Source organism: Actinopolymorpha cephalotaxi (assembly GCF_013408535.1).
GTDB lineage: Bacteria > Actinomycetota > Actinomycetes > Propionibacteriales > Actinopolymorphaceae > Actinopolymorpha > Actinopolymorpha cephalotaxi.
In genome coordinates this window covers 6,278,149-6,291,887 of record NZ_JACBZA010000001.1, presented here as the reverse complement: position 1 = coordinate 6,291,887, position 13,739 = coordinate 6,278,149, and the positions used below count along the sequence as shown (strand labels likewise).

General features: G+C 68.4%; 10 protein-coding genes. 5 read left to right on the top strand and 5 right to left on the bottom strand.

The window, feature by feature from the left end; translation table 11 throughout:
* Positions 1-35: 35 nt before the first annotated feature.
* Positions 36-2,153: an ABC transporter substrate-binding protein gene (locus tag FHR37_RS28020; protein ID WP_092889575.1), complete on the bottom strand. Its 2,118-nt coding sequence runs from the start codon at positions 2,151-2,153 to the stop codon at positions 36-38.
* A 172-nt stretch (positions 2,154-2,325) separates the two neighbouring features.
* Between FHR37_RS28020 and FHR37_RS28015 the strand changes: the two genes are divergently transcribed.
* Positions 2,326-3,759, top strand: a complete 1,434-nt coding sequence (locus tag FHR37_RS28015) for a sulfatase family protein (RefSeq protein WP_092889578.1) — start codon at positions 2,326-2,328, stop codon at positions 3,757-3,759.
* An 81-nt stretch (positions 3,760-3,840) separates the two neighbouring features.
* A complete protein-coding gene (locus FHR37_RS28010) occupies positions 3,841-4,011 on the top strand; it encodes a hypothetical protein (protein WP_175542815.1) in 171 nt (56 codons plus the stop codon).
* Between the two features lie 49 nt (positions 4,012-4,060).
* On the opposite strand, the gene FHR37_RS28005 is transcribed toward FHR37_RS28010, so the two are convergent.
* A complete protein-coding gene (locus tag FHR37_RS28005) occupies positions 4,061-6,133 on the bottom strand; it encodes a GxGYxYP domain-containing protein (protein WP_092889585.1) in 2,073 nt (690 codons plus the stop codon).
* Positions 6,134-6,301: 168 nt separating this feature from the next.
* Between FHR37_RS28005 and FHR37_RS28000 the strand changes: the two genes are divergently transcribed.
* The gene (locus tag FHR37_RS28000; RefSeq protein ID WP_202818392.1) at positions 6,302-7,405 is read left to right on the top strand and encodes a pentapeptide repeat-containing protein; all 1,104 of its coding nucleotides are present in this window, start codon (positions 6,302-6,304) and stop codon (positions 7,403-7,405) included.
* Positions 7,406-7,433: 28 nt separating this feature from the next.
* Here the strand turns inward: FHR37_RS28000 and FHR37_RS27995 are convergent, their stop codons facing one another.
* Both FHR37_RS27995 and FHR37_RS33360 read right to left on the bottom strand, forming a co-directional pair.
* The gene (locus FHR37_RS27995) at positions 7,434-9,458 is read right to left on the bottom strand and encodes an Ig-like domain-containing protein (RefSeq protein WP_139239210.1); all 2,025 of its coding nucleotides are present in this window, start codon (positions 9,456-9,458) and stop codon (positions 7,434-7,436) included.
* Positions 9,459-9,786: 328 nt separating this feature from the next.
* Entirely contained in the window at positions 9,787-10,989 is a 1,203-nt protein-coding gene (locus FHR37_RS33360) for a universal stress protein (RefSeq protein ID WP_092889594.1), read from the bottom strand.
* Positions 10,990-11,249: 260 nt separating this feature from the next.
* Between FHR37_RS33360 and FHR37_RS27985 the strand changes: the two genes are divergently transcribed.
* On the top strand, positions 11,250-11,882 hold the full coding sequence (locus FHR37_RS27985) for a hypothetical protein (protein WP_139239211.1): 633 nt from the start codon (positions 11,250-11,252) through the stop codon (positions 11,880-11,882).
* A gap of 80 nt (positions 11,883-11,962) precedes the next feature.
* Positions 11,963-12,853 carry an SH3 domain-containing protein gene (locus FHR37_RS27980; RefSeq protein ID WP_175542816.1) on the top strand — a complete coding sequence of 297 codons (891 nt, stop codon included), beginning with the start codon at positions 11,963-11,965 and terminating at the stop codon, positions 12,851-12,853.
* A gap of 99 nt (positions 12,854-12,952) precedes the next feature.
* Here the strand turns inward: FHR37_RS27980 and FHR37_RS27975 are convergent, their stop codons facing one another.
* The gene (locus tag FHR37_RS27975; protein WP_175542817.1) at positions 12,953-13,561 is read right to left on the bottom strand and encodes a hypothetical protein; all 609 of its coding nucleotides are present in this window, start codon (positions 13,559-13,561) and stop codon (positions 12,953-12,955) included.
* Positions 13,562-13,739: the final 178 nt, after the last annotated feature.

Sequence of the window (13,739 nt, the reverse complement as noted above, 5' to 3'; positions counted from 1 at the left end):
ATGTCCTGTGTAACGCTAGCGCTTCCGGCCGTGGCTCAGGTGTGCTCGGAAGGGTTGTCCCAGTAGTACGCCTCCGGGTCGTAGACGGCGGGCGTCGGATGGGACCACGTGTTGGCCAGGCCACCGAAGGCGAGTTCGTCCTGGCTGGGCACGTTGCGCAGGTCCTGGTGCACGACGAGCGGCGTCGGGAAGTTGGCCACCGAACACTGGAAGAACGGGCCTTCCTCCACGTGGATCCTGATCATGTCCCACACGGTTTTCGTACGCTGCAGGGCTTCCGGCTCCGCCAGCGCCTTGGCCAGCCCCTGCCACAGCCGGTCGACCGGCCCGCCCTTGTCCGGTGCGATGCGGGGAGGCGTGCGCTTCCACGGGCTGACGTCGGCCTCGGCGTTTTCGGCCGGCGTACCCCGCACCTTCCACCACTGGGCCTGCAACGGCGCCCACACGCTGGGCTCGGTCGAGCAGAACCAGTAGTACAGAACGAGGTGGTCGTGCAGGGTGGTGAGTCCCCAGCCGCCCTGCGACATCAGCTCGCCGCGCTCCCACTGTTCCCCGAACACCGTCGGCGGCCGGGGGTCGAGCTTGACCGCGACCCCGATCTTCTCCCAGTCGCGCTTGAGCATCTGGTTGTACGTGACGCTTTCCTCGGTGCTGTCGGCGGAGTAGCTGATGACGATGGACAACTTCTCGCCGTTGGGCAGGTTGCGCTGCCCGTCACCGTCGGAGTCGACCACGCCGAGCTTGTCCAGCATCTGCTTGGCCTTCTGCGGGTCGTAGGCCGCGTAACTGTCCTTCCAGGCCTTGTACATCTTCGGCCCGTCGGGCGCGGTGTGGTATTCGATCGCCCCCGGACTGTGCGTCCCGGTGGTGATCTCCCCGGTGTTGAAGTACAGCGTCTTGCGTACGTCCGCGCGGTTGTGCGCCAGCGAGAGGGCCTGGCGAAACTCCGGTGTGCGGATCAGCTTCCGCATCGCCTCGTTCTGGTAGTCGTGGTTGAAGAAGAACGCCGGTGTGCCGCCGGTTCCGGTGTTCCACAACAGAACGCGGGTCTTGCTCTTCGCCGCGGACCGCTTCAGCCCGCTCACGTCGGCGAGGCCGAGCGGCACCGACGCACCCCACGTGCCGGCGTAGTCCGCCTGGCCGTTCTGCACCTGGAGCTTGCCGACCTGCGGGTCCTGGAACAACGGCATGCTGAGGACGTCGATGTACGGAAGCTGGTTGCCCTCGGTGTCGACACACCAGTAGTAGGGGTTGCGTTCCCAGGTGACACGTATGCCTTCCCGGTAGGAACGCAGCTTCCACCCGGTCAGGGTCGGGCAGTCGGGGTTCTGCGCGTAGTTCATCTTCTCGGCATGCTGGTTCGCCCAGTCCTCGCCCACCTTGGAGTTGTAGGTGGCGTGGAACTGCTTGAGATAGTGCTTGGGCTGGAACCACACGTCCCACTGGACGTACCGCGCCAACTGGAAGATGACGACGGGACTCGGCGCGTCGAAGTCCATGACGAGGGTGTACGCGTCCGGCGCCGACAGCTTCATCGGGTTTCCCTTGCTGGAACGCCCACTGTCCGGCGACTCGGCCGGGTAGTCGCCGTTCGAAACGAGGTCCTTCCACCAGTAGATCGCGTCCGCGGACGTCAGCGGCGCACCGTCGGACCAGCGCACACCCTTGCGCAGGTGCAGCGTCCACTGGGACGCGTCGTCGTTGGACTCCCAGGACTCCACCAGGCCGGGGCCGAGGTCCTGGGAGTCGTTGAGCCAGCGCAGCGGTGCGTGCCCGTACAGCAGGGTGGTCGGGGAGAACGTCGTGGACGCCGAGGCCGGCATGCGCAGCGTTCCGCCGTACTTTCCGGTCTGCAGCCAGCGGTGCGGAACGACGTAGGGACGTCCGGGAACGCGCTTTCCGACCGGTGGCAGCTCGCCGGCCTTCACCCGCTTGGCGAGTGCCGGCGCCTCGCGCAACTGCTTCGGCGCCGCCAGCGGCTTCGCCGGGGAGCCCTTGCGGTTGGCGGCCGTGGACTTCGGCGCGGGCTTTCCCCCGGCGTTCGTCGAGGACTTGGAGCAGGCGGCGATCGTCGTGGTCACCGCGGCGACTGCCGTGCCGACCAGGAACCGGCGCCTGCCGAGGTTTCCGCTGCGCTCATCGAATGTGTCCACGGTCGACCCTTCGCGAGGTAGGAAACGCAACGTAGTTGTGCGAGTCGCGAACAGTCAACGACATCGGCGATGCCGCACATCCGCTGGCACCATCCGGCCACGCCCTTCCTCTTCGAAAGCCCGTCGCGCGACGTGGACCGTAGGATCGCCTTCGGAGATGAGGTGATCGCGCGTGTCCGACCGGCCGAACAACCAGCCGAACATCGTGCTGATCGTGGGAGAGGACATCGGCCGGATCGCCGGCTGCTACGGCGACGACTACGTGCGTACGCCGAACCTCGACCGGCTGGCCGCGCGCGGATGCCGGTACGACGAGGCGTACTCCACCTATCCGGTCTGCGCCCCGTCCCGGTCGACGATGGTGACCGGGCAGTACCCGATGAAGCTCGGCACCCACCAGATGCGGTCCACGCTGCTGCACCCGCCGCGGTTGTTCACCCACGAGTTGCGCGACGCGGGCTACCACGTGAGCTGGCCGACCAAGCTGGACTTCAACTTCGAGCCGACGAGCGGCTGGCGCGACGACGACGAACCGTGGGTCGACCGGCTGCGCACGAATGCCATGCCGGACCGGCCGTGGTTCGCCTACGTCAACCTCGCGATCACGCACGAGTCGTCCATGTGGCCGGACGTGGGCGAGTACGCTCACCGCGAGGGCCTGGAGCACTGGGATCCGAACAGGCCCCGCCCGCCGCGCGTCACCGACCCGGACGGAGTGCCGGTGCCGTCGTACCTCCCGGACACCCCCGTCGTACGCGGTGACATCGCCCGGCACGCCGACAACATCGCCGAACTCGACCGGCAGGTCGGGCAGATCCTCGACGCACTCGACGTTTCCGGGCAGGCCGGCAACACCGTCGTGGTGTTCCTCGCCGACCACGGGCGTGGCCTGCCGCGGGAGAAACGCTGGCCCTACACCGCGGGCATCCACATGCCGCTGCTGGTCAGCTGGCCCGGCGTCATCGAGCCCGGCAGTGTCAGCGACCGGCTGGTGTCCTGGGTCGATCTCGCGCCGACGTTCTGCTCGATCGCGGGCGCGGCGATCCCTGCCCACTATGACGGCTCGGCGTTCCTCGGCGCCGCCGAAGCCCCGCCGCGCGAGCACGTGTTCGCCGCTCGCGACCGGATGGACGAGTCGTTCGACCTGGTTCGGGTCGTCCGCGATCGGCGGTTCCACTACGTGCGCAACTTCTTCCCGCAGATCCCGTACTGTCAACGCAACGTTTACATGGAGAACATGCCGACGATGCAGGAGCTTCGGCGGCTCAACGCGGCCGGGGAGTTGCACGGATCGGCAGCGATCTTCATGTCTGCGGCCAAGCCCGCCGAGGAGTTGTACGACGTACGCACCGATCCCGAGTGCGTGCACAACCTGGCGGATGATCCGGACCACGCCGACGTACGCGCCCGGATGGCCGCTGAGCTGGAACGCTTCCTCGCCAGCATCGACGACCTGGGCGCATATCCCGAGCGCGACCTGGTGGCGAAGGGTCTGGTCGCGGACCGGATCGAGGAGTTCCGCGCCCGGCTCGCCCCGCTGCCGCCGGAGTACCAGCGCGGCTACCCGATGGCCGTCCTCGACCCCGCCGACCTGCCACCCTTCTGAGATATTCCGGCGCGTCGTCCGAGTGGCCACTCGCCGCTCTCGGATCGATCGCAATGCGGGGTGGTCGGCTACGGTGCTGCCATGTCAGAGGAGCCACCTGTCGACCTGGACGCACTTCGTGAGCGGTTCCCGTGGGTGGGCATGGCCGGCTTCGAAGGTGATTTCTCCGCGCGATACAGGGAGATCATGGCCGAGTCACGCCGCGACCGCGGGATCGTCGAGGCCATCGACGCAGCGCGACGCAGACCGTGAACGCATCTCTTCCGCGGCTGCGCCAGCGGGCTTCTCGTCCCGGGAGTCGTCAGTCGAGGGTTCGCCGCAGCAGGTCGAAGAACGCGTCGCCGCGGACGATCTCGAAGCGGTCGTCGAGGGAGTTCGCGAGGCTCACGATCTGCGTTGGCGTCCAGTTCCAGGCCTGGATGGCCGCTGCCACGAAGCGGGGCTTGTCACCGTCCCAGTCGGCCACGTGGTCGTAGAGCCCCTGGTGATAGTCGGCGACGTCGGCGAACCGCGCGAAGTCGCCGACCACCGGAATCCCGCCGGGCGTGGTGATCTGGTTGCCGTGTTCCCAGCCCAGGATGAGACCGAGCGCCGGGGTGTATTCGTGGTAGGACGCACCCACTCGCTCGTCGGGCGGAGCCGGTGGACCGTCGACGAGGTTGAACAGGGATATGACGTTCAGCCCGGTGGCGCGCATGTACCGGCCGGTCATCTTCGTGAAGTAGTCCAGCTTGTCCGCCGGCCACAGCGACGGGTAGGTGTAGCCCGCGCCGGACGGGCCGGCGATCAGCAGGTCGTTGCCGGTCGCCGTGCGCTGGTAGTACGCGTAGATCGCCGGGCCGACGTCGGCCAGCAGCGGGTCGATCGTCCAGTTCGTGGGAACGGTTCCACGGTCGCCGTTGTCCCAGATGTCGCGCATCCGGTGCTGGCAGTACTGGATGTTGTCGCCCTCGCCGACGGTGAACGACACGTAGATCTTCTTCCTCAGCCGCGGGGTGTTGCGCCGCGGCGGGGTGGGGCGGATCGTCGCGCGGGCACCGGAGAACACCGTGCCGTTCTGGTAGAAGTCGGCGGCGAGCACCTCGATGCCGTGCTCGGAGGCGATCCCGACCCCGCCGTGCTCGCCGGCCACCGCGCCGTTGAACCAGCCGAGGTACGGCGTGGTCGGCTCCACCTTGCCGAAGATCTCGCCCAGCAGATCACCGGTGGCGCCATCGGGTGGCAGCCAGGCCACCATCGCCTTCGTACCGACGATGTAGTCGCGCAGGTTCGGGAACACCTCGACGCGCGTCGGCGCCTGGTCGGTGGCTGTGACGAGGTACTGGTTCCACATGTCGACCTTGGCGGTCAGCGTGGTCGTGCCGGCGGGCGGCGCGAAGCGGTAGATCCAGTACGAGCCACCGTCGCAGAAGCGGTGCCCGTCGGCGACCGCGGACCCGTCCGCGTCGAAGATGTATGGCGTCTCCGCGTCCGTCGCGGTGTCGAAGTCGGCGATCTGCTTGCCGTCGGCGAGGATCGTCACGTGCTGGACCGACGGCCCCCAGCCGTCGTTGCCGAACGCGTCCTGGAAGCGCAGGTAGACGCCCTCACCGCCGAGCACCGGTGAGAGGTCGAGTTCGTAGACCTTGCGGTTGGAGTTGTCGCGCACGGGGTTCGTCTCGCGGGCGAGTTCGGTCCACTTCACGCCCGGCACCGCGGCCGTCCGGGTCGGGGGTACGCCGGTGAGCAGCCGGTGGGTGCACTGAGGCCACAGGTGCTCCAGCTGCCAGCGGTAGGTCGCCAGCGGGTCGTCGGTGAACCGGCCGCGCAGGTCCTCCACGATCGTCAGGTCGTACTTCTCCACCTGTTCGGGGCTCGCGATGACGGCGTTCTTCAGCCCGGCCAGGGTGGTGGCGACGTTGACGGAGTCCGGGGCGTCGCGGTCGTAGACGACGGCGCCGCTTATCTCCGAGCGATAGGCCGCGACCAGGCTCATCGGGTCGTCGTGTTTCGTCGTCGGCAGGCCGAGGGTTGCGAGCCAGGCCGCGTCGCTGCTGTCGTCGACGAGGAAGTACACCCGGGGTCGTACGCGATTGACGATGCCCTGCAGCGTGTTGAGGAGCGCCTGGTCGTCGCCGGACAGCTTCCGGACGTCGGCGACGTCGAGGTGCTCCGGCTGCGGGAACGTCGGCAGCACCTGACCGGCGGGCCAGGCGAGACCGGGGTTCTTCGCCGCATCCGCGGCTGTCAGCGCGATCGGCGCTGTCAGCGCGGCCGACGCGGACTGGGCGCTGATCGGCGCGGCGCCGGCGGTGGCCGTACCCACCCACGGGGTGAAGGCGGCGGCACCGGCGAGGCCACCGGACAGCGTGAGGAAGCGACGACGAGACACCATGGATTTGCGATCCCCTCGGTTTGATGGGGCCGGTCACCGGCGACTCGGCCCCGTCGCAACCTAAAGATCATGAAGAGTGGTGTCGAGCGCGGTGACCTGACCTGGACGGCCGTTCCGCGCCTGCGTCGGCATGTCCGATCCCGTGCCCGCTCCGATAGATTCCGGGTCGTGACTGATCCTCGCCCGTGGTGGAGGTCGCCGCTGCTGTGGACGTTCGTGCTGGCGGTCGTGTTGCTGCTGGCGATCAGCGGCTGGCTGCTCACCGATGCGACGGCCACTCGTGCCGACGCGCTGCGCACCGGTGGGGTGGCGGCCGGCTCGGTCATCGCGCTCTACGCGCTGTGGCTGAACGACCGGCGCCGGCAGGTGGAGGAGCACCGGCAGGAGACCGAACGTGAACGCTTCGAACTCGCGCTCCTGCAGGACGAACGCGACCGGGAACGGGTGAGTGACGAGCGCTTCGCGAAGGCGGTCGAGCTTCTCGGTGGTGAGGCCGACCAGGTGCGGGTGGGTGCGCTGCACGTACTCGCGGGTCTCGCCCGAAGCCGCCCCGAATACACCCAGACGGTGCTGGACGTCCTGTGCGCCTACCTGCGGCGCCCCTGGCACGGCGTCGGCGTTGACCCTGAGCCGGAGACGGTCGGTGAGGACGGGCGGCAGAAGCGACATGAACGGCAGGTACGGCTGACCGCTCAGCGACTCGTCATCGACCTGCTGCCGGCGACCGGCGCTCCCGGCCCGTCCTTCGACCTCGACCTGACCGGTGCGTGGCTGGAGGCCTTCGCACCCGCCGGACGGAGGTTCGGCAAGCTCGCCTTGCACTCCGCGACGCTGGCCGGGGACGCGGATTTCAGCGGGTGCGAGTTTGCGGGGTTCGCGTCGTTCTCCCTGCTGGTGTGTGGGGTCGAGGATCCGGCTGGGCGGTTCCTGTGCAGGCAGGCGGTTTTCGCCGAGGGGGCGTCGTTCGCCGGTGCGAGGTTCGGTTCTGTGGCCGACTTCCAGGGCGCGGCGGCGACCGGGCCGGTGAGCTTCGAGGGCGCGGAGTTCACCGGGGATGCCGACCTGTGCGGCATGTCCTTCGAGGGGCCGCTCGACCTGCGCCGGGCACGGTTCGGCCGGCACGTCGACCTTCGCTTCGAAGTCACGCCGCGCAGCGTGTCGCTGTACAACACCGTTGTGGACGAGAGGTACGAGGTCAGGCTTCCCGAGGACTGGAAGTTCGTCCCGCTTGCCGACGGCCGCACCCGGATCGACATCGGCGCTCAAGGCTGACCGGAGGCTGCTTGCGGCCGGTCGACCATTACCTCAAGGCCTGGGCCTCGGAGTAGCGGTCGTTCCTCGGCTCCTCCAGACCGGGGGTCAGGGGAGGTTCGGGCCGGATCGGCTCCTGCGGACGCGTTCTGTCGTGTGCCGCAAGCTCGCCTTCCACGCGGCGAATCACCTCATGACGTCGGCCGGAGAAGTCGGCGACGGCGATCTCCAGGAGAAGCCTGTTGCGTTCTACGTCGGACACGAACCGGATCCCCGACAGGGCCTGTCGGTTGGCGACCTTCATGAGGAGGGCGTTCGGTCCCGCGGAGTGGGTGTATTCGAGTTTGTCGAACGCCCATTCACGCTTCTTCTGGCCCTCGAACACCACCCGTCGATCCGTCACGACCACGCGCCCCGAGCCCGTCTCCGCGAGGTACTTGCTGCCCTGCTTCCGGCGCTCCTCGAGCATGGCGACGGTGGTGGTCAGCAGCACGCGTTCTCCGCTGCGCAGCTTGTCCACCGCATGGTTGGAGGGCGACCCGTTCTCGTACTTCGCAGTCTCGAGGAGGCTGCTCAGCTGCCTTCTGCGCTGCACCCAGGCGTTCTCCTCGGCCACGTAGGAGTGACGCGCGGCTTCGTAGTCCGAAAGCGCTCTGCGGTAGGCCTCGCGGGTGGCCTCTTCCACTCTCCGCTGGGCACGTTGAGCCGCCGCCTGCCGACGCTTCTCGCGCCACGCTGCCCACCTGGCCCGGCGCGACCAGAGCAGCACGATCCCGAGGAGCACCAGTGCCATCAGCACCAGTAGTGCCAGGATCCCGCCCAGCGTGAGCGGGGCTTCGATGCTGACCGGCACTGGTGTGGTCGTGGAGTTTCCTGCGGCATCGACCGCGAACAGCGTCAGCTTGTACTCACCGGCTTCACTGCTCCGGTTGACCTTCGCGACACCCGCGGCGTCCGGCCTGAGGTTCAGGCGTAGCCGGCTCCCGCCGAGAGTTCCGCTGAGCTCGACGTGGGCGTTCCGCTCTGTCGCCACCTTCAGTGCGAGCACGCCCTTCTTGGCCGACTCCGGGTCGACCTTGTAGCTCAGGCGTGGAGGCGTGGTGTCGATGACGAAGGGGCCGGTTGCCGCCGATGCCTTCCGTCCCTGCCAGTCGGTGAGCTGCGCGGTCGCACGCGCGTACCTGCCGTCCTCCAGTTTCATCGACACTGCGGCCCGACCGTCCGGCCCGATCTTGAACCGAGCAGGATCTGCACCCGGAACGACCACCGTCCCCTGGCTTCTCGGCGAACCAGCGACCTCGAAGACTGCCGGCACGACCTTGTCGACGGTGGTACGACGGATCTCCACGGCGGGAGCAGGCACGGAGACGACGAGCCTCTGCTTCGCCGTCGAGACGTTCCCTACCGCGTCGCGAGCCGCAACCTGAACGGCATAGGTCCCGTTGGGAAGCCACAGATCAGCCTGAACCTGTCCCTCGGCAACACCTTGCGCCCGCTGGGAGCTTCCGGCGACCGTGACGGTCCACTTCGCACCGACCTCCGTCGCGAAGGCGATCCGGGAGAAGAGCTTTTCGGGCCGGGCCGCGGTCACGGTGACCGGACCGAGTTCCGGCTTGTCCGCGTCCACCGTGATGCTTGCCGGGCTCGACGCCTCGCTCGTGTTTCCGCTCGAGTCGGTCGCCTCCGCCGTGTAGGTGTGCTCACCGGTCGGCGCCGTGAAGGTGATCTTCGAGGGGCGACCGGTTCCCGTTCCCCTCGCGACGACGCTGCCGTCCTCGCCTTTGACGACGATGCTCGAGCCTCGTTCGGCGGAGACCGCGATCGAGACCTTCCCGCCCTTACCGGAAACAGGTTCCGCCAGGTCGGGTGCTACAGGCGGGTCGTCGTCGACCTCCGGAACCGGATCGAACTCCGGGACCTCCACATCCGGAGCCTCCTTGGGGCACTCGCTGGTGTAGCCGAGGTCGCCGCAGACATAGGACCCGCTGTCGGACGGGCACGAGTGCCATCGGTGGCAGCCGTCCCGGTGAGCCGATGCCGTCCCGTCCGTCAGGACCACGAAGCTGACGACCATCAGGAGGCTCACCAACAGCTGAGACCCGAGTTTCCCGACCGATTTCATTCCGCCCCCAATGCCTCCCGCGGCCCCCCGCGAGATGCGGCTACACGATGGTGAGTCCGATCCGACCGAGCCCTGGGTGTTGCCGCCACCGCACTTGCGAGGAGTCGGATGGTGCTTCGAATCACGCGGCTGTCCCGCGTCCGGGATCAGGCACCTGGGCAATGCTTGGTTCCGCCCTCGCCCGGTGGCATCGCCGTCCCCTGGATTTGCCGGGAGCGAACCTAGGGTCGCCTCGTAAAACGTCCGTCAAACCACCACAGCGTCCACCGGCGGGAATTCGTCAGCTCGGGAAGGGGGCGGACCTCGAGGTCGCCGGGTGCGCAGACTCCCGCGCGACCAGCGAGGGCGGGATCACGATCACGGGGCAGCGCGCGTTGCGGACGCAGTACGCACTGGCCGAACCGAGCAGGGACTCAGGCGACGCGCCCGCTCCGTGGCTGCCGATGACCAGGGCGGCGGCGTGGGCGGACAGCGCACCCAGCGTGGGACCGGGCTGCCCGTACACCACCATGGAACGCACTGGCGTCTCCGACGGCACCGCCTGATCGAGGGCGGCGTCGAGCACCTCCTTGTGCGCACCGCCGGAGGAGGCGACTTCTTCCCGCGGTGCCGGAACCGTGCGGTACGCCGGCCGCGGGGCGAGCAGGCTGACCGACGTCGCGAGGACGCCACGGTTCGCTTCCCCGGCGTACCGAAGTCCCCACGTCAGCGCGTACCGCGAGCCCGCCGACCCGTCGACGCCGACGACGATCGGTCCCCGCGACGGCACCGGCCGCCGCAACAGCGCCGCGTGGAGGTCGTGCGCGGTCAGCATTCCCACGACCTGTTCCCCGTCGATCACCACGACCGCGTCGCCGACACTTCCGCGCAACGTCTCCGCGGCCTCTCCGACGGTCAGGTCCTTCGACACGGTCGGCGCCGGCATCCGGGCCACGTCGGCCACCAGGACCGCCCGGCCGCGACGCGACCAGTCGTGCATCCTCCAGAGGAGATCGGCCTCATGAACGACGCCGACACATCGCCCCTGCTCCATCACCGGTAGGTGGGCGAACCCGGCACCGAGCATCATCCGCCACGCGGTCTCCACGTCCGTCGCGGAGTCCACTCCCAGCACCTCGGTGCTCATCACCTCCCGTACGGGCCGTTCACCAAGGCTGTCAATCCAGCCTTGCGGCCCGTCGGCGGCCACGTCGGCCTGCTCCGGCACCAGAACATCGGGTACGACCGCGACCGGGCACGATGCCAGGCGAAGACAGCGACTTGTCGTCGAGGAGTCGAGTACGTCGGTCTCGGGCAACCGCCCGAGCACCAGCAGCGCCGCGTCGAGCGACCGGGCGAGGAGCGCGTCGACGTCGGCTTCGCACTCGACGTGGATCGGCTCGACCGCCGCCTCCAGTCGGTTCGCCTCCGCGACGGCCCACTGCAGCGCATGTCTGCTCGACGACGAACGGTCGAGGCCGACGAGGATGTGTCCGCTGATCACGCGTCACCGCCCTGCGCGAGTCCGAGTGGAACATGAGCTCACTCCAAGGTCACCCGACTCCGGTCCGGTCGATCCAGGGTCCAGCGGTGATGTCCGCACGGGACCTTCGACACCGCCGGTTCGGGGGGCAGTCCCGCGGGCAGGAAATTGTCGCCGGTTAACCCCTGACCCCGATTCCTGCATGTGCACAACCGAACAACTGTCGCCGCGGGGCAGTACGTCTGCCAGCCGAAGGTGCGGCAGTCAGCGAGAGGAACAAGATGAGTAGCCGCTTAGGTACAGCCCTCCGACGAAACCGCGGCATCCGTGGCGCCCTCACCGTCGCGGCGACGATCGCGGTCTCGGCGGCGGTGCTGGCGCCCGCGCCACAGGCGAAGGCCACGGCGGTCACGACCGCCAGGACCGCCACGGCGGTCACGACAGCCACGATCAACGGCACGATGCGCAAGGACTTCACCGCCCGGATCGCACCGACGAAGTACGCCCCCGGCGTCACCCTTCTCAAGGAAGGAACGGTGATCAGACTCCGGTGCCAGGTCTGGGGAGACTCCGTTCACGGCAACTACCTGTGGTACAAGGTGGCCGACGCCAGATGGGTCACCGCGTACTACGTGCACCTCAACGGGGCGCCGCCCTTCTGCGGTAACGGCACCCTCTACAAAGGTCACGTCACGATATCGAGCCTGGCCGTACGCAACGGTCCCAACACCCAGGACCCGAGGGTCGCGTGGGCCAGCGGGAACCTCACCAACCTGGTCTGCAAGGTCGTCAGCCAGAACGTCGACGGTAACTCGATCTGGTACGAGCGCACCGGTGGCAACGCCACCAACGGTGGCCGCTGGGTCGCCGCCCGGTTCGTGTCCAACGTCGGATCGGCACCGCCGTACTGCTGAAAAGTCACAGGCAGAACCTCGTTGAACGGATGTACGCCACAAGGCCGGCGCGCTGCTCCGGGCGGCTTCCGGGTCGAGCGGTGAGGTCTGCGGGACCTTCGCCATCTCGGTTCGTCGCGGTCTCGCGGGCAGGAAATCGTCGCCGGTCAAGGCCGGTACCCCCGCCTTCTGTCTTCGCAGTCCACGACTACCGCGGCGGGCAGGACGCCTACCTGGCCGGACCACCGCCCTTCTGTCCCCCATCCGCGGAGGACACGACCTACAAGGGCAGGACCCTCGCCGCGCTCAACGTCCGGCGGGGACCGACGACGGCAGCCGTCATCGTCGGCGGCCTCCAGGAGAACCAGGTCGTCACGTTGCTGTGCAAGCAGGTCGGACAGAACGTCGACGGCAACTCGCTCTGGTACAAACTCGGCTTCCGGCAGTGGGTCACGGCGCGGTACGTCGCCAACGTCGGCCCGGCGCCGAGGTACTGCCCCCCGCCCATCATCGTTCCGCCCCCTGGCAAGCCCTACCTCCGTGCGGCCTTCACCGAACGCGGCGCACCTTCGCTGAACGCGACCCTCGGCAGGACCCTCCCGGCGAACACCGTGCTCACGCTCAGGTGCAAGGTGTACGGAGGCTCCGTGAACGGCAATTCGCTGTGGTACAAGGAATCCAACGACGAATGGGTCACCGCGTACTACGTCAACCTCAACGGAGCGGCGTCACCGTCGTTCTGCGGCAACGGCAGCCTGTACAAAGGCCAGGTCACGACCTCGAGCCTGGTCGTGCGCAGCGGCCCGGACACCGCGGACCCACAGGTCGGGTCGGTCAGCGGGAACCTCAACAACCTGGTCTGCAAGGTCAACGGCGATTCGGTCGACGGCAACCCGCTCTGGTACGAACTCACGGGCGGTAGCAACAGCGGCGGCCGATGGGTCGCCGCCCGGTACGTGACGAACGTCGGGTCGGCACCGCCGGCCTGCTGACGGCTGCACGGCAAGAACGGTGGTGGCGGGCCTCGGCCCGCCACCACCGTTCTGCATGTGCGCCACCCATCGGGCGCGAGGACTACAGCAGGATCCCCGTCACGGCTTGGGCTCGGGGCAGGTGACGAGCGGGTTGTACTGCGCGAGCTCGCCGACAGGGTTGGGAAGCCAGACCCAGGCGTGCCGGTCGTAGTGCACCGGCTGCCCCGGCTCGTGCCCCGGCATCGGCCCGTCGAACAGCTCACCGAACAGCGTCGGACGGTCCTCGTCGGTACGGAGATCACCATCCGCGTCGGCCTTGAAGTACTCGATCGCAGCCAGGCGCAGTGGGCCGTCGTGGTCGCGGGCATACACCAGAATCTCGGGCCGGGTCGGGTCGACGTTCGGGTTTGCCGCAAGGCCGGGGTTGACATAGTGGTAGCCCATGCCACCGAGCGTCGGGTCGGCCACGCAGACGTCGGTGGGCACGTAGCCGGCCCTGACCGCGGTGTCGACGTTCCGGTAGCGAGCGGTCGCCTCGCGGATCACCTCCCGCTGTGCGGCCGTCATGGACCCGGGCCGGTCACGGTGGGAGGTGTGCGCCGCGACCTGCGCCTCCGGTCGAGCGCCGTCGTGCGTGGCGGCCGACGCGAGCGCGACGGGCCCGCCGGTGGTGAGCGCGACGGCGGCGGCCATCGCCGCCCACTGGATGGTGCGACGTCCAGGCATGTTCGGTTCCTTTCAGGTCGTACGCGAAGGCGAGCTCGCCCGCGGACTGCGAAGGAACGGTCCCCGGGCCGTGGCGGCACAACCGGGTCACAGGAACGGTTTGACGAGGCCGTGGACCAGCGCCGGCCGCCGGTCGCGGACTCCGATGTTGGGATCCCTCATTCGCGGAGTCGTACAA